We start from the raw sequence: 17,953 nt of genomic DNA on the forward strand, positions 1-17,953 counted from the left end.
ACCGGGGGCGGTTGCATCGGTCATGGTGGGCAACCGGGCCCATCGAAGCGACGAGTCCCGCGGGATCTATGAAGCGGCATCATCGAGGCGCGGTGGGGGTCGGTGCGGTTCGGGATGAACCGGTTCGCCGTTGACGGTGAAAGGAAGGCGGATCATTGCCAGGTCGGGGATGTCGCCGCCAGGGACGGGAGCGAGAATCCCCATCGCCTGGAACTGGGGATGCGCAAGAAGGTCAGGCACGGTGTTGACCGGCCCAGCCGTCACACGCGCCTCTTCGAAGGCACGCAACCACTGAGCGCGCGGCTTGGCGGCGAGCAACTCGGTGAGAGTCCGCACGATCTCGTCCTGGTGCCGCATTCGCAGAGCGTTGTTGGCGAACTCGGGCCGTTCGAGCCATTGCGGTCGACCGATCGCGACGCACATCCTGCGCCACATGTCCTCACTGTTGGCGGCCAGCGCGATCGGCGCGTCTGCGGTGGCGAAGATCTGGTTCGGCACCGTGAAGGGCAGGCCCACACCTCGATCGGGAACCCTGCCCGTCGCGAGGTAGCCGAGGATGTACCCGCTCATCATCATCGCCTGCGATTCCAGCAGTGATGTCTCGATGTGCGCCGCCTGACGTTCGCTCTTGGGCGTCGTGAAGCGTGAGGTGATGGCCAGGGCGGCGCTCATCCCGGTGACGAAGTCGGTCATCGGGGCACCCGTGAGCATCCGGTCATCAGCATCTTTGGAGACGCTGATGCTTCCCCCGAAGCTCTCTGCGATGAGATTGTTCGCGCCGTGCCGCGCGGCGGGACCGTGACCCCCGAAACCCGTGATGGAGCAGAGGATGATCCGCGGATTCACGGCACGTAGCGCGTCGAACGTGAGCCCCCACTTGTGCATGACCCCAGGCCGGTAGCTCTCGATGACGACATCTGCTTCTGCGACCAAGTCGAGCAGCCGATCACGGTCGGCCTCCTGCGCGAGGTCGAGCACGAGGCTTCGCTTGTTCCGGTTCACCGCGAGGAAGGTGCTTCCCGTCCCCTGCCATCTCTCGGGGCCGTAGTGACGCATCTCGTCGCCGCCAGGTCGCTCGATCTTCAGGACGTCGGCGCCGAGATCGGCGAGCACCATGCCGGTGAGCGGTCCGGCGATGATCCTGGCCAACTCGATGACGCGCACGCCGGCCAGGGGGCCGGATGTCGGAGTGTCCATCTCAGGCCACAGCATCCGTGCGCCTCTCGCTCAGGAATCTGCATTCTGGTGATAATTGATCATGTCGGTGCGACCAGGAGTCGAACGGCGACGGAAGGACGGACCGGATGGATGCTCGAGCCGGGGGGCGTGCGGCGAAGGGCCCCCAGAATCTGAAGCAGGAGGTCGCGAAGTTCCTGCGTGACGAGATCTTCTCCGGCGCGCTCACGCCGGGCGCGCGGATCGACCAGGATGCGCTCGCCGAGTCGATCGGCGTGAGCCGTCTGCCGGTGCGCGAAGCCCTCATCACCCTGGAGATGGAGGGCATGGTGACGAACGTGCCGCGTCGGGGCTCGTTCGTCGCGCCACTCGCGCCGGACGACATCCGGGACCACTTCGAGATGTACGGGGTGCTGAGCGGTGTCGCAGCGGCGCGCGCTGCCGCGTCACCCTCCGACTCGCTCATCGATGAGCTCGCGGCCACGTCGGACCTCATGCGTCGCGGCACGGACCCCGTCGAGCTCGACACGCTGAACTTCCGCTTCCACCGGCTGCTCAACCGGGCCGGCGGGTCGCGTCGGCTTCTCTCCGTGCTTCGTCTGCTGTCCGACAACATGCCGACGCACTTCTTCACGTCGAACAACGAGTGGGAGTTCCGGGAGCGGACGTTCGACGAACACGACCGTATCGTCGACGCCGTACGGAACCGTGATTCGAGCGCCGTGGCCGCTGCGGTGGTCGAGCACTTCCGGCACGTCGGGGAGCAGGCCGTGCGTTCTCTGACAGCGGTCGGGTTCTGGAACGAGCCGATCGGAAACCGAGGGAACGGCGCTTCCGACAAGACCGCACTCGACGTCGACATCATATGATGATTATGTATCTTTGATACAAGATCATCAATGGTGCTGACGATCTCGCAGCGCCCTGCCGGAACCGGGTGTCGGTGAAAGACGCGAAGTTTCCCATGCGGCTCAACGTCGCGCTCTTCTTCGCGGTGGCCTCGTACTCGACACTGCAGTCGATCATCATCCCGATCCTCCCTTCGATCGCGGATCGTTTCGACGCTCCGACCTCGCAAGCGGCATGGGTGGTCTCGGGCTTTCTCATGATCGGCGCGGTCGTGACGCCGATCGCGGGTCGACTGGGCGATCTCCTCGGCCACGTCAAGGTGCTCCTCGTCATCCTGTGCATCTTCGTCGTCGGCGCGCTGATGGCCGTCTTGGCGACCTCGATGCTCATGCTCATCGCCGCGCGCATGCTGCAGGGTGTGGGGGCGGCGGCCGTATCGCTGAGCTTCTCGATCATCAAGGGCCGTTACCCCCCGGCGCAGGCAGCCGGGGCGGTCGGGATGATCTCGGCGACGATGGCCGTGGCTGCGGGAACGGGGCTGTCGTTGTCCGGTGTGATCTCGACCTATCTCGGCTACGGGATGATCTTCGGGCTTCCTCTGCTCGTCTCCACGTGCTCGATCATCCTGCTGCTGCCGCAGGTGCGCTCCGACCGCCCGGTGGCGACGAACAGGCGGAGCGTCAACTGGTTCGGAGGGCTGTTCTTCGCGGTGGCGATGCTCTTCGTGCTGTTGGCGATCACCCAGGGCAACAACTGGGGCTGGCTCGCTCCGGCGACGGCGCTGCTATTCCTGGGCGGGGTCGGCGTGGGGGCGGTCTGGGTGTTCTTCGAGCTGCGCGCGCTCAACCCGCTTCTTGACGTGCGACTGTTGGTCTCCCCCAGCCTGATCCGCATCAACACGACCACCCTGCTGGCGGGCATGGTCATGTTCTCCATGTACACCCTGTTGCCGGTATTCCTTCAGGCGCGCACCCCGGACGGTCTGGGCCTCGGCCTGAGCGTGAGCACGAGTGGTCTGTTGATGCTGCCGATCGCGATCATGAACTTCACCTCCGGGGCCCTGGCCGGGCGTATCGCGGCAGCCATCGGCTCGCGGAACATGCTCGTGCTCGGATGCGTGATGAACTTCCTTGCGATCGCGCTCCTTGCGATCCTGCACGATTCGCCCGCGACGATCATCGCCGTGTGCATCCTGCACGGGATCGGGGTGGGACTGTCTTTCGCGTCCATGCCGGCGCTGACCATGCTCGCAGTGTCGCCGCAACAGGCGGGGGTCGCGGCGGGCATCTACAACACGCTGCGCACGGTCGGGGGAGCGATCGGAACCCAGGTGGGCTATGCGATCCTCGCCGCCGGTGGCCGCTCGCCGACGGGGCAGACCTTCACCGCGCTCGTGGTCTTCGTCGGGGTCGTGTGCGCAGCCGCGATCGTCTCGGCGTTGACCATTCCACGCTCGCCGTCGCAGTACGCGGTGTGAACGAGTGTCGAACACGTCGTCGGGACACAACATCCCAAAGAGAAAGAGGAGAAGCATGCAGAGTCAGTCGCTTGCGGGACGCGTCGCGCTGGTCGTCGGCGGGGGTCAGGAGCCCGGAGGGGCGGTCGGCATGGGTCGTGCAGCGGCCGTCACGCTTGCCCGCGCCGGCGCTCGGGTGATCGTCGGGGACCGTAATCCGACTGCGGCGGAAGAGACCGCGGAGGCGATCCGGACCGAGGGCGGAACCGCGTCGACGGTCACCATCGACGTCTCGGACGAGGATTCGATCGCGGCGGCGCTGGGCGATGTCGAGGAGACGGAGGGGCGCCTCGACGTGCTGCACAACAATGTCGGGGTGAGCGTGGGCGCGGGCGATTCTGCGCTGGCGTCGATCACTCCGGAGGTCTTCGATCGCGTGACGAACATCAACCTCCGCGGGATGGTGCTCACCTGCAAGCACGCGATCCCGCTCATGGCACGGTCGGGGGGCGGGTCTATCATCAGCGTCGGATCGACGGCTCCGATGACGCACTACGAGCAGATCGCCTACAAGACGTCGAAGGCGGGGGTGATCGCGATGTCGGAGAACATCGCCTGGTTCCATGCCGGGGAGGGAATCCGCAGCAACGTCGTCATCCCGGGCCTGATCGACACGCCGATGGCGATCGACACCCGCGTGCGGCTGAGCGGACGCCCGCGGGAGGAGCTCATCGAGGAGCGGAGCAGAAAGATTCCGCTCGGGCGGAAGATCGGAACGGCGTGGGACGTCGCCGATGCGGTGCTCTTCTTCGCGTCGGATCAGTCGTCGTTCGTGACCGGACAGCACATCGTCGTCGATGGAGGATGGACCCTCCAGGTGGGCTGACCGCTGCGGCTCTTGTGGTACCCGTTGACTTCCCGCGCCATTTGCGATCAAATATCAGAAATCAAATTCTACTCAGGACGAAGGGGTCTTCATGGCTGAGCACGTCGAGGTGGGGGACGAGTTCTCCTCGTTCCCGCTGATCATGACTCGCGAACGGATGCGCTGGTACTGCGATGCCCTGGAGACCGCTGCATCCCAGAGCGGCGAGTTCATCGTCGCCGAGCCGACGATCCACACCGATGACGAGTACGCCCGGCAGAACGGACTGCCGGGCATCGTCGCCGACGGAATGATCTCGACGAACTACATCTCCAGCCTGCTCTACCGCACGTTCGGGGTCGCGTACCTCGCCGGCGGCGAACTGCGCACCAAGTTCATCCGGCCGGTGGTGGAAGACGCGATCCTTCGCGCACGCGCGGTCGTGACCGACGCGGAGGCCGGCGCCGTCGCCCTCGACGTCTGGGTCGAGGACGAGACCGGACAGAAGGTGACCGTGGGCGATGCCCGGGTTCCCGTTCAGGAAAGGAAGGCCTGAGATGTCGATCGGCCGCTATGTCAGTGACCTTGAAGTCGGGGACGAACTGAGATCCGTCACGTACGAGATGACCCCGTTCATCGTCCGCGAGTACTGCCACGGCATCGACGAGCATGCGGAGGAGTTCCACCGTGCGATCGAGCCCTTCGGGGCGCAGCTCGTGCCGCCGCCGATGACGCACATCGACAAGATCCGTCTGATCAAGGAGAACTGTCCGGACGGTCCGGGCCCGAACGCCCGCATCCATTACCAGTTCCATTCCACGCACCACAAGCCGATCCCCGTCGGTGCGACCCTCGTCGCCTCCGGCGTCATTGCGCGCAAGTACGAGAAGAAGGGGCGCACGTATCTCGAGATGGACATCGAGGTGCGGGAGTCGGACAGCGGCGAGCTGGTGATGAGCTACAACGACACGGCCATCCTCAACTACACACCGAGCTCTGCATGACCGAGCGCGGTCGCCACGCATCCGGACGCGCGCGAGAAGCCGCCTGCGTATGAGATCGCGCGACATCTGCAGACACAACTGAACATCGAGACAACACAGCACTCTTTCAAGGAGGAAAGATGAAGCTCACAAGAGCAGCAGGTCTGATCGGCAGCGTCGTGCTCGCCGGAGCCCTCGTCACGGGCTGCGCCGGGGGCGGAGAGACAGAGACGAACCCCGATCCGGAGACGTCGGGCGGCGCGGACGGCATCGATGCGCTGGTGGAAGCGGCGAAGGAGGAAGGTTCGCTCACGGTGTACGCAAGCGCCGCCGAGAGCACGATCCAGGATGCCATCGCGGCATTCAACGAGGAGTATCCGGAGATCCAGGTCGACTATTTCCGAGGTGCGGGGACCGCCCTTTTCAATCGTTTCGAGACCGAAGCCGAGGCCGGTTCCGTCGTCGCCGACGTGTTCATGCCCACGATCCAGCCTTCGTTCATCTCCGACCACCCAGAGTGGTTCATCCCGATGACCGACGAGGTCCTGCCCACCGCCGTGGAGCTGGACTGGCCGGCCGATTTCCGCACGGAGTACACGATTCAGACGATCGTCGAAGAGATCGTCGTGATCTACAACACAAACAACGTCTCCGACCCGCCGAAGACCTGGGAAGAGGCCCTCGACCCGGCGTACAAGGGCAAGATCATCCTGGTCGACCCCGAGGCATCGCCGAGCTACATGTCGTGGTATGCGATCGCTCGCGATGCGTTCGGCGACGACTTCATCCGTGCACTCGGCGAGATGGACCCGATCTGGGTCGACACCGGTGCCACCGGCGCACAGCAGGTCGCGACGGGCTCGAAGGACATAGTGATCCCAACCTACCCGTCGCATGCCACCGGGCTGATGGCCGAGGGCGCGCCGATCGACTACGAGCGCAACCTCGACCCCACTCAGGGCATCACGACCAGTGTCGCGATCACGGCCGATGCTCCACACCCGAATGCGGCGAAGCTGTTCGCCAACTGGCTGCTGACCCCCGCTGCGTTCAACGCGTACTGCGATGGGGGGGCGTTCTCCTCCGTGGTGCCGGGAACCAACTGCGATTCCCTCGCGAGCAACTTCGTCGCACCCGTGTGGGACATCCCCCAGGAAGAGCAGGCGGAGATCGTCGCACTGCTGGGTCGCTGATGCCGTTCCGGCGGGCCCGCTGCACACGCGGGCCCGCCGGCGGCGAGCCGAGAATCCTCGAGGAGCAAGCATGACAAACGCCACACCCGGCGACGCGCAAGTGGAGATCGTCGGTCTGTCGAAGCGGTTCAAACGCCGCTCCGGGGCCGGTGACGTCATCCCGATCGACGATGTCACCCTCTCAATCGCACCGGGGGAGTTCGTGGTCCTGCTCGGACCGAGCGGATGCGGGAAGACCACCCTTCTTCGCAGTATTGCGGGGCTCGAGCGCCCGGATCAGGGCGTGATCCGGATCACCGGCAAGGAAGTCTTCAACGCCTCGCGCAAACTCTTCGTGCCGCCGAACCGGCGCCCGATCAGCATGATCTTCCAGTCCTATGCGCTCTGGCCGCACATGACCGTGTTCCAGAACATCGCGTATCCGATCACGTCGCGCAGTCGAGTCGGTCGCGCCGAGGTACGTGCCGGGGTGGAGCGTGCTCTCACCCAGGTCGGCCTGTCCGGCCTCGGCAGCCAGTACCCGGGCCAGCTCTCGGGAGGGCAGCAGCAGCGGGTGGCGCTCGCCCGTGCGCTCGTGACCGACGCCAAGGTTCTGCTGTTCGACGAGCCGCTGTCGAACGTCGACGCCAAGGTGCGTGAAGAGCTGCGGGCGCAACTCATCGAGATGCAGCGCGAGTTCGGCTTCACCGCGATCTACGTCACTCACGACCAGGCCGAGGCGATGGAGCTGGCCGACCGGATCGCAGTGCTGAACTCCGGTCACATCGAACAGTTGGCGGCGCCGCGCGAGGTGTACTCGCGTCCGGCAACACGCTATGTCGCGGAGTTCGTCGGTGCGGCCAACCTCTACGAGGGTTCGGTCGCGGCGGTTTCGGGCGGGACCGTCTCGGTGGACACACCGCTGGGCCGCCTCGTGGTCGCCGACCACGGCGTGCCGGTGAACGTCGACGACAGGGTCAGCGTCATGTTCCGCCCCGAGGACGTGGAGCTGTCCACGACGCTCTCCGACGCGGAGAACGTGAGGGCGGCGACGATTCTGCGCACCAACTTCGTCGGGGCGCAGCAGACCGTCGTGCTCGAGGCCGGAGATGTCCGGATCCAGGCGATCATCGATCGAGACGCCTCCGCGCCGGAAGGCGCGGAGGCGTCGGTCCGGATCGCCCGCGACGACCTCAGCATCCTTCCGTACGAGGAACGCGCGGGAGGCGCAGCATGAGCACGCTGACGGCTCCGGGGTCGGCGACCGAGACCTCCGCCGACTCCGCTCCGAAGGACCGGCATGCGCTGCAGGCGACGCTTGTCCGTGTGGGCGTCCTGACCGTCGTCGTCGTTCTGCTGGCGCTGCTGATCTATCCGATCAGCCGCATGGTGATCAAGGCTCTCGCCCCCGAAGGCGTGCTCGATCTCAGTGCCTTCGCGAGGGTCACGCAGTCCGAATGGTTCTGGGACGTCATGCGCGACACGCTCCTCGTGGTCGGCAGCTCCGCTGTGATCGCGCTCGTGATCGGGGCCGTCCTGGCGTGGCTCAACGAGCGCACCGACGCCGGGCTCGGATGGCTCGGCGGGTTCATGCCGCTCATGCCGCTGCTCGTTCCGCCGATCGCGACGGCCGCGGGGTGGTACTTCCTCGCGGCTCCGGACGTCGGCTTCCTCAACGGCCTGCTCCATCTGCTTCCCGGCAACCCCCAGGTCAACGTGCTCACCGTGCCCGGGCTGGTTTTCGTGTACGTGCTCGAGATGATCCCGTACGCGTACATCACGATCTCCGGTGCGCTCCGCAACCTCGACCCGGCGCTGGAGGAGGCGTCACGGGTCAGCGGAGCAGGGCTGGTCAAGACGCTCTTCCGGGTGTCGCTGCCCGCGGTCTCGCAGTCGATCGTCTCGGCCTTCTTCCTTCTCGTCGTGGTCGGATTCGCGATCTACTCCGCTCCCGTCGTCATCGGCACCAACGCCGGGATCAACATCCTGTCGGTAGAGGTCGTCAAGCTGATGCAGTTCACCTACCCGGCCGATCTGCAATCGGCGACCGTGCTGACAACGGTTCTGCTCGGGTTCGTGCTGTCGGCATGGGCGTTGCAGCAGGTGGTGACCAGCCGAGGCCGTTTCGCCATGATCAGCGGACGCAGCGGGCAGGGCAAGGTCGGCCTCGGCAAGTGGCGGCATCCGTTGCGCGCTCTGATGCTCGTCTATCTCGGGTTCACGACGGTCGTCCCGATCATCGCTCTCCTCATCGTCTCGCTACAGCCGTTCTGGACGCCGGTGATCGATCCCGCCCACTTCACACTGCGGCACTTCGCCTCTGTCTTCGGCCGCGGGAACTCGACCACGGCGCTGCAGACGAGCGTGACCCTCGGCGTGGTCGGCGGAGCGATCGCCGTCGCGATCTGCGTCCTCATCGCGATCGCCAAGCGTCGCACGTCGTACGGCTTCCTCATCGGCCGACGCCTCGCGAGGCTCGTGGACGGCGTGATGCGACTGCCGGCCGCCCTCAGCCACATCGTGATCGGGCTGGGCTTCATCGTGGCTTTCAGCGGCCCGCCGTTCAACTGGAACGGAACGCTGATCATCCTGTTGCTGTGCTACCTCGTCGCCTTCATGCCACAGGCGACGACGACCACCTCGAACGCGCTCTCGCAGATCGGCAACGAGCTGACCGAGGCGTCGTACATGTCGCACGCCGGGGAGATGCGCACGAACACGCGCGTGATCCTGCCGCTCGCGATCCCCGGCCTGCTCAGCGCATGGGCGTTGATGTTCGTCCTGTTCGCGAGTGAGATCTCGGCGTCGGTCATGCTCGCCGGAGCGCGCACTCCGGTGATCGGCTTCGTCCTCGTGGACATCTGGGAGAACGGCACGGTCGGCCCGATGGCGGCCTTCGCGCTCGTGGTGACGGTGATCACGAGCACGGCGGTGTTGATCCTGCTGCTGGCGGGCCGGCAGAAGTACCGGGTCCGACGATGAGCCCTCCGGTGCCCTCGACGAAGGTCGAACCCTCGGCCGCGGCCGAGCAGATCGCCCACGGCACCTGGTGCATTCCCGTGCCGATGCCGGGCCACAGCTTCGGCGAGGTCAACGTCTACGTGCTTGAGACCGAGGACGGCCTCGTCCTCATCGACACGCCGTGGGGGACGCCCGAAGCCGTGGCGCATCTCGAGGCCGGGATCGCGCACACCGGGCACGCGGTCGCCGATGTGCGGCTCGTGCTGCTGACGCACTACCACGAGGACCATTCGGGAGCCGCGGGGTCGTTCTCCGTGCATCACGGGGCCGAGGTCGTCATGCATGCGGCGGATGCCGCGTGCTACGAGCGCCGGTTCGGGGGGAGTGCGGCGTTCGCCGAGGCGATCGACGAATGGGCCGACGTGACGGGCGCGGACGATGCCGCGCGTCGCTCGTACCACGATCAGTTCCGGGAGCTCAGCGGCTATGCGATCGCTGTCGACGTGGGTCGCCCGGTGCTCGGCGGCGAGACGCTGGTGCACGGAGGACGCGAGATCAGGGTCGTGCACACCCCGGGTCACACACCTGGCAGCACGAGTTACCTGGACGTGTCGACGGGATTCGTCTTCAGCGGGGATCACGTCTTCGACCGGCGTCGATCGAATGCGGTGAGTCGGCCCTACAACGTCGATCGTCCGATCGCCACGTACTGGGAGTCGTGCCGTCTGCTGGAGACGCTGTCGCCGGTGCGGGTGTATCCGGGGCACGGCGGGCCCATCCTCGATCTCGACGCGAGATTCCGGTACTTGGAGGATGTGTGCCGGCGCAAACTCGCAGAAGTCGTGGCGCTCGCCGAGACCCGTACCGCATGGGCGGTGGCACAACGGGTGAAGCGGCGCTCGCCCTGGGGGCAGCTCGACGCGAACGCGAAACTCGCCGCGACGGGGGAGGCGCTGGCGTATCTCAAGGAAGCGCACGATGCCGGCGCGGTGCGGAGGATCGCCGGGGTGCCCGCGCGATGGGAAGCGGTGCAGGGGGACACGAGGGGGAATGAGCACCAATGAACAGTCTGTTCTTCGAGGATCTCGAAGTCGACCAGTCCTGGATCAGCCGGGCGCGGACGGTGACCGAGGCCGACGTCGTCGGGTTCGCGGGGTTGAGCGGTGACTTCAATCCGATCCACCTCGATGCCGAATCGACCAAGGAGGGCCCCTTCGGCGAGCGCATCGCCCATGGCGTGCTCGGCATCGCGATGGCGACCGGATTCCTCGACGCACTCGGCCTGTTCGCAACCACGATGGCGGCGATGCTCAGCATCGACGATTGGCAGTTCAGGGTGCCGATCCGCATCGGAGACACGCTCCGGCTCCGGATGACGATCGAGGCGCTCCGCCTGACCAGCAAGGGTGAGAACGGCGTGGTGCGGCGTCGGCTCGAGTTGATCAATCAGGAGGACGTCGTCGTGCAGCACGGCGTCATCACCGTGCTCATCCGCTCCCGGACGAGCCGGGACGTTCGAACTCGGAAGGATGGGTAATGACGATTCGCAACGCCTTGGTCACCGGAGCCACCGGCATGCTGGGATCGCACATCGTGGACGGCCTCGTGGGCAGCGGGGTGGAGGTGATCGCCACCGACCTCGCGCCGCCGGAGAAGGGCTATGCGTGGGAGGCGCCGGCGAGCGCGGTCACCTACGCCCCGGGCGACATCCGCGACAAAGACCTCATCGGTGACCTCGTGGCGAGGGCCGACGTCGTCGTGCACGTCGCGGCCGTGCTCTCCAAAGCGCAGGGCGATCCGCCCGGCCCCATCATGGAGGTGAACATTGCCGCGACGCATGCCCTGTTCGAGGCGGCGGCGAGGACGGGCACGAAGGTCGTCTTCGCCTCGTCGGGATCGGTGTACGGCCCCAACCGCGACGCGGTCGACGGCACGCCCGCGCCCGCGTTCGTGGAGGACGATCCGTCGTACGATCTGGGCTTCTACGCGCTGAGCAAGCACGTCAACGAACTTCATGCCGAGGCCTTCGGCCGTCTCGAGGGTCTGTCGTGGGTCGCGCTGCGCTGTTCGGCGATGTTCGGCTCGCGGCTCCGGATGGGCCTGACGACGCGATGGCTGCTCTCCGTTCTCGACGACGTCGAGGCCGGGCGCACGCCGCGTGTCGATGGCGATCCCAACGGCGGACTCGACTGGATCCACGTCGCCGATGCGGCGGAATGCTTCGTGCGCGCCGTGACGCGCGATGTGCCGAACGGTCCCATCAACGTGTCCACCGGCGTCGCCACGCGGCTCGAGGATGCGTGCCGGGCCGTCCTGGCCGCTGCGGGGTACCCCCAGGACATCGAGTGGACCGGCGCGCATCGGCCCGATGGTCGATTCTCGAGCGCGCGATACTACAGTTCGGAGCGCGCCGGAGAGGTGCTGGGCTTTCGGCCGGCCACGGACGTCTCGATCGGAATGGACGCGTTCGTCGCTTGGCGCAACGCGATGAAGGGAGCCTGACATGGAGCTGGAGTGCTGGAAGTTCGAGGTGCTGACGGACGGCATCGCGGTCGTGACCTTCGACCGACCGCCGGTCAACGCGCAGAATCGGCGTTCACGCGAGGAGCTCATCTGGCTCATGGACGTCATCTCGGATCGCGCCGACATCAGTGTCGTGGTCCTCGCATCCGCCGGGCACGTGTTCTCCGCGGGCGCGGACATCAAGGAACGCGTCACCATCTCGACGGATGACGGCGATTACCTCAAGCACAACCGGATCACCCGAGACTTCTTCTACTCGGTGACCGATTGCGCCAAGCCGGTCGTCGCTGCCGTCAAGGGAGCCATGATCGGCGCCGGCTACGCACTGGCCGCCAACTGCGACATCCTGGTGGCAGGAGAGAGCGCGTACGTGCAGATGCCCGAGCTCGATCGCGGGCTCATGGGCGGGGCGAAGTTCCTGGAGCAGCATTTTCCTCGGGCTGTGGCCCGCCTCCTGTTCTTGACCGGGCGCAAGATCGATGCGCGCATGCTGTATCACTACGGCATGGTCGTCGATGTCGTCCCCGACGACGAAGTGCTGGAGGCGGCGCTGGAGATCGCGCGCGAGATCGCGGCGAAGGACTCCGGGGTCGTGAAGGCGGCGAAGGCGGCGTTCAACGCCGCAGAGCACATGCCTTTCCGCGAGGGGTACATCTTCGAGCAGACGATCACGAGGGAGCTCGCGACGTCGGAGTACACGCGTCGCTCGCAGCGCGAGTTCATCGACAAGAAGAGGCCCTGACCTCATGAGCCGCAGCATCGTGGTCGCGCGGTTCGGCGGTCCGGACGCGCTGGAGCTCACCGACGGCGAAGAGCCGCACGCCGGACCGTCTCAGGTGCGGGTTCGTGTCACCGCGGCAGGGCTGAACCCCGTCGACCTCCGGATCGCCGAGGGAGGAGCGACGGCGCAGCGCTTCGGCGTCGCTCCACCGTTCATCAACGGGAACGACTTCGCGGGCGTCATCGACGAGGTCGGCTCGGCGGTGACCGAGTGGTCCGTGGGCGATCGGGTGTACGGCGGAGCACGCTGCCGCGCCCAGGTCGACCATCTGATCATCGACGACGTGTCGACGCTGAACCCCACCCCGGAGTCACTCGACGATGTGCGCGCCGCGGTGCTTGACATCGCCGGGCGCACCGCGCTGGCAGGCATCCGCGCATTGCGCCTCGGTGACGCGGACACCGTGCTCGTGACCGCGGCCGCGGGCGGCTGCGGCGTCATCGCGTGCCAGCTCGCCCGGCAGACGGGGGCCGCGGTGGTGGGTACGGCATCGGCGCACAATCATGAGTTCCTGCGCTCGCTGGGAGTCGCCGCCGTCGAGTACGGGCCGGGCGTCGAGGACCGCATCCGCTCTGTGGCCCCCGGAGGCATCACGGCGGTCTTCGACGGTCAGGGTCGCGCCTCGATCGTACTCGCCCTGGCGCTGGGCGTGCCGCCATCAAGGATCAACTCCATCGCCGATCGGCAGGCTGCCGAACAGGTCGGAGCGCTCTCGGTCGGCCGCGCCACGACGCCGACAAGCGAGGTCCGCCACGTCGCGCAGGCGGTGGCGGCCGGCGCCCTGCGCGTGCACATCGACGGGACGTACCCCCTTGATGAGGTGCGCGACGCTTATCATCGGCTCGACAGCGGGCACGTCCGCGGCAAGCTCGCCCTGGTGCTGACCGATACGGCATCAGGAGGGCAACACGAGCTGCGGAGCAGGTGGTTAGCATGAGGTGTCCGCGGTAAGCACGCGGGAGGCGAACCGCCAGCCTTCTTCTCGCTTGACCAGACGATCCTCGTAACGGCCGGTGAGCTCTATGACCGGAGAAGATTCATCCCAACCCCCGTGAATCAGCAGCAGGTACGCGCGTCCGACAACGTCGTCTCCGTCGGCGCGGACACTGACATCGACCGTCACGTGCCGTCCGACGCCGTCGGTGCGCACGGGGAACGCGTCGCCCACTGCCTGCAGTTGCTCGACGCCGCGAGTGAGTTGGTCCCGGTACGGCAGCGACAGATACCCGTCGGGGGTGAAGCAGCCTGCCCATGCGGCGCCGTCCCCGGAATCGATGCAGTGGCAGTAGTGGGCGTAGAGCTCGAGGATCTCGAGCCGATCCGCGATCTCCAGTCCCGCGATGCGCGCTTCGCCGCTCATCGCGCCATCGAGACGATTGCGCGTCCCGTGATGCGACCCGCCGCCAGGTCGTCGTATGCGGCGGGCGCATCATCGAGCGCGTAACGGCGGGTGATGAGCGAGGTGACGTCGAAGGTGCCGGATGCGGCCAGCCGTGCGACCTCGGGGAGGTCGGTCCGCGTGCGTCCGCCGTAGGATCCGACGATCTCCAGGCCACGGCGCACGACCGGGGTGATCTCGACCTCGGCCGCGGAGCCCGCGGGAGCGATGCCGATGGCCACCATCCGTCCGCCGTCGGCGAGCATGCCGACGGCCTGCGCGAAGGTGGCGGGGTTTCCCAGCGCCTCGAAGGCGACGTCGACGCCTGCGGTGGTCATCGAGCGCACGGCCTCGACCGGGTCGGTGTCGCGGGCATCGACGGTGTCGGTCGCCCCGAGACCGCGAGCGTTGGCGAGCTTCTCCTCGACGATGTCGACGGCGATGATGCGCGTGGCGCCCGCGGCTGCCGCCATCGGGATGAGACTGGAACCGATTCCGCCCACGCCCACGATCGCGACCGTCATCCCGGGTTCGATCCGGCCCTGGCGGAAGGCGGCCCCGTAGGAGGTGAGACCGGCGCAGCCGAGGATGCAGGCGTCGGCGGCGTCGAGCCCGTCGGGGATCGGTGTGACGGCGGAGGCGGGGATCACGGCGTACTCGGCGAGACCGCCCATCGAGTACATCGCGAGGAAGGAGCCGTCGGGCATGGTCAGTCGACTCTTGCCGTCGTAGAGCGTGCCCTGCAGCCGGTTCTGCTGGAAGAACCGTACGCAGAGGTCGTCACGACCGCGTAGGCAGGCGTCGCATTCGGTGCAGGGCATGATGAAGCCGCTGATGACGTCCTCACCCGTGCGCAGTCCCTGCTCGTGAACACCGTCGCCGAGGGCGACGATGGTCCCGCTGACCTCGTGGCCGAGGACGGCCGGGCGGGGAAAGCCCACCTCGGATCGGATGACGTGCAGGTCGGTGTGGCACACACCGCAGGCGATCACTCGCACCAGCACTTCTCCGGGGCCTGGAGACGGCGTTGGGATCTCCATGAGAGACAGGCTCGGGTCCGTGCCCGCAAGGACGGCGGCCTTCATCGTGTTCGGGATGTTCATCCAGTCCTCCGGCATCGTCGACATCGGGTGGGGATGCGGGCGAGCACCCCACAGAGCACTATAGCGTTATGATATTTGATACACGAGAGGATGGCACGGTGAGAACAGATCTGGATTCCAACGCTCCGGGGGTGCTGACGGGCATCAAGGTGCTCGACTTCACGCACATCTTCTCGGGGCCGCAGACCACGCAGATCCTCGGGGACCTGGGTGCCGACGTCATCAAGGTCGAACGCGTCGACGGCGGGGACCCGGCTCGCCGCTATGGCCAGGGCGTCGACGATGAGGGGATGGGCGGCTCCTTCGTCGCGCTGAACCGCAACAAGCGCAGCATCGCCGTGGACGTCGCCTCCGACGACGGGCGGGAGATCGTTCGTCGCCTCGTGGCGGAGTGCGATGTGCTGGTGCAGAACTTCAAGACGGGTCAGATGGCGCGGTGGGGGCTCGACTACGACACGGTCCACGAGCTGAATCCGAGGATCGTCTACTGCTCCATCTCGGGCTTCGGATCCGAGGGGCCCTTGGCGAAGCGTGCGGCCAACGACCTCGTCATACAGGCCTACAGCGGGCTGCTCAGCTTCACCGGAGAGCCGGGCGGCGGACCCGTGCGGGTGGGCACGGCCGTCGCAGATCTCACTGCCGGGACGAACGCGGCGCTGGGGATTCTCGCCGCCCTCTTCCAGCGTGAGCGCACCGGGCTGGGTCAGGAGATCACGACCTCGATGCTCGAGGGCATGGTCAGCATGATGAACTACTTCTTCGTCGACTACTGGCTCAAGGGGATCGTCCCGCAGCCGCTCGGCACGGCGAATCGACTGGGCATCCCGAACCAGGCCTTCCCCACGGCAGACGGCTGGATCGTCATCTCCAATGCGAACGAGCCGATGTGGGTGCGCTGCTGCGAGGCCCTGGGCATCGCCGAGCTCGCCCACGATCCGCGCTTCGACTCGCTGGCGCATCGTTACGAGCACACGAGCGAGCTCGTCGAGGCCGTGACGGAGGCCACGCGTCGGCTCCGCACCGAAGAAGCACTGCGCCGTCTCGGTGCGGCCTCGGTGTCGTGCGGCCCGATCAACGATCTGCCCACTGTCGCGGACGATCCACAGCTGGATGCGCTCGGCATGTTCTTCGACGTCCCGGTCGGCGCGGGCACGGAGCGCGTGGTGGGCAGCGCCTTCTCCCTCCGCGATGCGCCGCTGGTTGCCCGGCGTGGCGTTCCCGAGGTCGGTCAGCACACGGATGAAGTGCTCGACGAGATCGGTTACGACGAGGAGCGGATCGCCCGCCTGCGCAGAGAAGGGATCATCGGATAACGAAACGGAATTATTTCTGATATTTGATAATCAACGTGCTAACGTGTCGGACACGGCGTACTCTGCCCGAGTGCCGAACTGAGAAGGGAATGCCCGTGCTTACGAAGAAGTGGGCTTTAGCAGGAGCAACGGTCGCTCTCCTCGCCTTGAGCGGTTGCGCAGGGGAAAGCACCGGCTCGGACGGCGGCGGCGACGCCGACCCGATCACGCTCGCCATGGTGGCTCCCCTGTCCGGCGCGTTCGCCGACACCGGTGCCCAGATCGGCTACGGAGCTCAGGTCGCGATCGATGAGATCAATGAAGCCGGAGGGGTGCTGGACCGGCCGTTGGAGATCGAGAAGGCCGACACCGCCGACGGCGCCCAGGCGTCGGTTCAGGCGATTCGCGATTTCTCCGCGGACGGCAACGAGCTGATCTTCGGTGAGCTCTCCAGCGCCAACTGCCTGGCGCTGGCTCCGCTCGTGGACGAGCTCGGATCGGTGTTCATCACGACGACGTGTACCAACGACGACCTCACCGGCCATGATGGCGAGCCGGCGCCGTACGAGCGGTTCTTCCGCGTCGGAGCCACCAGTGAACAGGACATGCTCGCGCTGGCTCGCACGATGCACGATGCCGCGCCGGAGGTCACCACCTATGACGTCTTCGCGTTCGACTACGTCTCCGGACACCTGCAGTGGGAGCAGTTCTCCACCGAGCTGGCCGAGCTCGGGATGCAGCTGAGCGCCGACGTGCAGTACTTCGTGCCCCTGGACGAGCAGAACTACACCTCGCAGATCTCCGCGCTGGCCGGCGTCTCGGAGAACGGGGAGAAGCGCGGTCTGTATCTCGGAACCTACGGCTCGGGCACGTCGTCGTTCATCAACCAGGGGGAGCAGTACGGCCTGTTCGACAACTACGACGTGGTCGTCAACTCCGGCAGCTACTGGCCGATCGCCACGTCGTTGGGCGGTGCGGCGCCGGAGGTCTACAACGGGTACGACTACAACTACCTGGCCTACGACTCCGATGCCAACCAGGCGTTCGTCGACGCGTACACGGCGCTCGCCGGCACCGTGCCCGACACCTGGGGCTACCAGGGATACCTCGCGGTGAAGGCCTATGCCGCGGCGATCGAGTCGGCCGGAGACGTCTCGCCGGACGCCGTGCTCGACGCCCTCAAGGGCATCAGCTTCGACACTCCTCAAGGCGAGTACACGATCGATCCGGACAGCCACCAGGGCTCGGCCAACATCGTCGTGACGCATACCGTCGGCAACGCCGACGAGGAGACCGGCGTCGAGGTGCTGGAGTCGTACGTCATCCCCTATGCGGACACTCTGAAGTAGTCGAAGTAGTCCGAGGACGTTCGACAGCAATCGGCCCGGTGCCCCGCCGAAGGGCGGGGCACCGG

At 66.5% G+C, this 17,953-nt stretch carries 18 protein-coding genes; 15 read left to right on the plus strand and 3 right to left on the minus strand.

Features of this window, described 5'->3' with window-relative positions:
* Positions 1-66 precede the first annotated feature (66 nt).
* A complete protein-coding gene (locus BKA02_RS06545; protein ID WP_179432403.1) occupies positions 67-1,212 on the minus strand; it encodes a CaiB/BaiF CoA transferase family protein in 1,146 nt (381 codons plus the stop codon).
* Positions 1,213-1,304: 92 nt separating this feature from the next.
* Between BKA02_RS06545 and BKA02_RS06550 the strand changes: the two genes are divergently transcribed.
* The 13 genes from BKA02_RS06550 (at position 1,305) to BKA02_RS06610 (ending at position 13,703) form a co-directional block, all read left to right on the plus strand.
* The gene (locus BKA02_RS06550; protein WP_179432405.1) at positions 1,305-2,045 is read left to right on the plus strand and encodes a GntR family transcriptional regulator; all 741 of its coding nucleotides are present in this window, start codon (positions 1,305-1,307) and stop codon (positions 2,043-2,045) included.
* A 95-nt stretch (positions 2,046-2,140) separates the two neighbouring features.
* On the plus strand, positions 2,141-3,502 hold the full coding sequence (locus BKA02_RS06555; RefSeq protein ID WP_179432407.1) for an MFS transporter: 1,362 nt from the start codon (positions 2,141-2,143) through the stop codon (positions 3,500-3,502).
* A gap of 55 nt (positions 3,503-3,557) precedes the next feature.
* Positions 3,558-4,367: an SDR family NAD(P)-dependent oxidoreductase gene (locus tag BKA02_RS06560; protein WP_179432409.1), complete on the plus strand. Its 810-nt coding sequence runs from the start codon at positions 3,558-3,560 to the stop codon at positions 4,365-4,367.
* Positions 4,368-4,458: 91 nt separating this feature from the next.
* A complete protein-coding gene (locus BKA02_RS06565; protein ID WP_179432411.1) occupies positions 4,459-4,902 on the plus strand; it encodes a MaoC family dehydratase in 444 nt (147 codons plus the stop codon).
* Between the two features lie 67 nt (positions 4,903-4,969).
* On the plus strand, positions 4,970-5,350 hold the full coding sequence (locus BKA02_RS06570; protein ID WP_179432413.1) for a hotdog family protein: 381 nt from the start codon (positions 4,970-4,972) through the stop codon (positions 5,348-5,350).
* Between the two features lie 119 nt (positions 5,351-5,469).
* Positions 5,470-6,522: an ABC transporter substrate-binding protein gene (locus tag BKA02_RS06575; protein ID WP_179432415.1), complete on the plus strand. Its 1,053-nt coding sequence runs from the start codon at positions 5,470-5,472 to the stop codon at positions 6,520-6,522.
* A 70-nt stretch (positions 6,523-6,592) separates the two neighbouring features.
* Complete coding sequence (locus tag BKA02_RS06580) at positions 6,593-7,738, plus strand: ABC transporter ATP-binding protein (RefSeq protein ID WP_179432417.1); 1,146 nt, start codon at positions 6,593-6,595, stop codon at positions 7,736-7,738.
* Positions 7,735-9,483: an ABC transporter permease gene (locus tag BKA02_RS06585; protein ID WP_179432419.1), complete on the plus strand. Its 1,749-nt coding sequence runs from the start codon at positions 7,735-7,737 to the stop codon at positions 9,481-9,483. Before BKA02_RS06580 ends, BKA02_RS06585 begins: the two co-directional genes overlap by 4 nt.
* A gap of 8 nt (positions 9,484-9,491) precedes the next feature.
* Entirely contained in the window at positions 9,492-10,526 is a 1,035-nt protein-coding gene (locus BKA02_RS06590) for an MBL fold metallo-hydrolase (protein ID WP_179432421.1), read from the plus strand.
* Positions 10,523-10,999 (plus strand): MaoC/PaaZ C-terminal domain-containing protein, encoded by a 477-nt coding sequence (locus tag BKA02_RS06595; protein WP_179432424.1) that lies wholly within the window; start codon positions 10,523-10,525, stop codon positions 10,997-10,999. Before BKA02_RS06590 ends, BKA02_RS06595 begins: the two co-directional genes overlap by 4 nt.
* Positions 10,999-11,964: an NAD-dependent epimerase/dehydratase family protein gene (locus BKA02_RS06600; RefSeq protein WP_179432426.1), complete on the plus strand. Its 966-nt coding sequence runs from the start codon at positions 10,999-11,001 to the stop codon at positions 11,962-11,964. The genes BKA02_RS06595 and BKA02_RS06600 overlap by 1 nt, the downstream gene beginning before the upstream one ends.
* A gap of 1 nt (position 11,965) precedes the next feature.
* On the plus strand, positions 11,966-12,727 hold the full coding sequence (locus BKA02_RS06605) for an enoyl-CoA hydratase-related protein (RefSeq protein ID WP_179432428.1): 762 nt from the start codon (positions 11,966-11,968) through the stop codon (positions 12,725-12,727).
* A 4-nt stretch (positions 12,728-12,731) separates the two neighbouring features.
* Positions 12,732-13,703, plus strand: a complete 972-nt coding sequence (locus tag BKA02_RS06610) for an NADP-dependent oxidoreductase (protein WP_179432430.1) — start codon at positions 12,732-12,734, stop codon at positions 13,701-13,703.
* Here the strand turns inward: BKA02_RS06610 and BKA02_RS06615 are convergent.
* Positions 13,695-14,126, minus strand: coding sequence for a nuclear transport factor 2 family protein (locus BKA02_RS06615; protein ID WP_179432432.1), 432 nt, complete (start codon positions 14,124-14,126; stop codon positions 13,695-13,697). The genes BKA02_RS06610 and BKA02_RS06615 overlap by 9 nt on opposite strands.
* Positions 14,123-15,247, minus strand: coding sequence for a zinc-binding dehydrogenase (locus BKA02_RS06620; protein WP_246285987.1), 1,125 nt, complete (start codon positions 15,245-15,247; stop codon positions 14,123-14,125). Before BKA02_RS06620 ends, BKA02_RS06615 begins: the two co-directional genes overlap by 4 nt.
* A gap of 98 nt (positions 15,248-15,345) precedes the next feature.
* Here BKA02_RS06620 and BKA02_RS06625 point away from each other — a divergent pair, with 98 nt between their 5' ends.
* Positions 15,346-16,560 carry a CoA transferase gene (locus tag BKA02_RS06625; protein ID WP_179432434.1) on the plus strand — a complete coding sequence of 405 codons (1,215 nt, stop codon included), beginning with the start codon at positions 15,346-15,348 and terminating at the stop codon, positions 16,558-16,560.
* Positions 16,561-16,655: 95 nt separating this feature from the next.
* Positions 16,656-17,888, plus strand: coding sequence for an ABC transporter substrate-binding protein (locus BKA02_RS06630; RefSeq protein ID WP_179432436.1), 1,233 nt, complete (start codon positions 16,656-16,658; stop codon positions 17,886-17,888).
* Positions 17,889-17,953 lie beyond the last annotated feature (65 nt).

Origin of the sequence: Microbacterium pseudoresistens, assembly GCF_013409745.1 — a bacterium.
GTDB lineage: Bacteria > Actinomycetota > Actinomycetes > Actinomycetales > Microbacteriaceae > Microbacterium > Microbacterium pseudoresistens.

What these genes read in the sequence shown, in the direction of transcription:
- BKA02_RS06545 (WP_179432403.1), bottom strand. Translation starts at nt 1,212, where the DNA reads ATGCTGTGGCCTGAGATGGACACTCCGACATCCGGCCCCCTGGCCGGC.
- BKA02_RS06550 (WP_179432405.1), top strand. Translation starts at nt 1,305, where the DNA reads ATGGATGCTCGAGCCGGGGGGCGTGCGGCGAAGGGCCCCCAGAATCTG.
- BKA02_RS06555 (WP_179432407.1), top strand. Translation starts at nt 2,141, where the DNA reads ATGCGGCTCAACGTCGCGCTCTTCTTCGCGGTGGCCTCGTACTCGACA.
- BKA02_RS06560 (WP_179432409.1), top strand. Translation starts at nt 3,558, where the DNA reads ATGCAGAGTCAGTCGCTTGCGGGACGCGTCGCGCTGGTCGTCGGCGGG.
- BKA02_RS06565 (WP_179432411.1), top strand. Translation starts at nt 4,459, where the DNA reads ATGGCTGAGCACGTCGAGGTGGGGGACGAGTTCTCCTCGTTCCCGCTG.
- BKA02_RS06570 (WP_179432413.1), top strand. Translation starts at nt 4,970, where the DNA reads ATGACCCCGTTCATCGTCCGCGAGTACTGCCACGGCATCGACGAGCAT.
- BKA02_RS06575 (WP_179432415.1), top strand. Translation starts at nt 5,470, where the DNA reads ATGAAGCTCACAAGAGCAGCAGGTCTGATCGGCAGCGTCGTGCTCGCC.
- BKA02_RS06580 (WP_179432417.1), top strand. Translation starts at nt 6,593, where the DNA reads ATGACAAACGCCACACCCGGCGACGCGCAAGTGGAGATCGTCGGTCTG.
- BKA02_RS06585 (WP_179432419.1), top strand. Translation starts at nt 7,735, where the DNA reads ATGAGCACGCTGACGGCTCCGGGGTCGGCGACCGAGACCTCCGCCGAC.
- BKA02_RS06595 (WP_179432424.1), top strand. Translation starts at nt 10,523, where the DNA reads ATGAACAGTCTGTTCTTCGAGGATCTCGAAGTCGACCAGTCCTGGATC.
- BKA02_RS06600 (WP_179432426.1), top strand. Translation starts at nt 10,999, where the DNA reads ATGACGATTCGCAACGCCTTGGTCACCGGAGCCACCGGCATGCTGGGA.
- BKA02_RS06605 (WP_179432428.1), top strand. Translation starts at nt 11,966, where the DNA reads ATGGAGCTGGAGTGCTGGAAGTTCGAGGTGCTGACGGACGGCATCGCG.
- BKA02_RS06610 (WP_179432430.1), top strand. Translation starts at nt 12,732, where the DNA reads ATGAGCCGCAGCATCGTGGTCGCGCGGTTCGGCGGTCCGGACGCGCTG.
- BKA02_RS06615 (WP_179432432.1), bottom strand. Translation starts at nt 14,126, where the DNA reads ATGAGCGGCGAAGCGCGCATCGCGGGACTGGAGATCGCGGATCGGCTC.
- BKA02_RS06620 (WP_246285987.1), bottom strand. Translation starts at nt 15,247, where the DNA reads ATGAACATCCCGAACACGATGAAGGCCGCCGTCCTTGCGGGCACGGAC.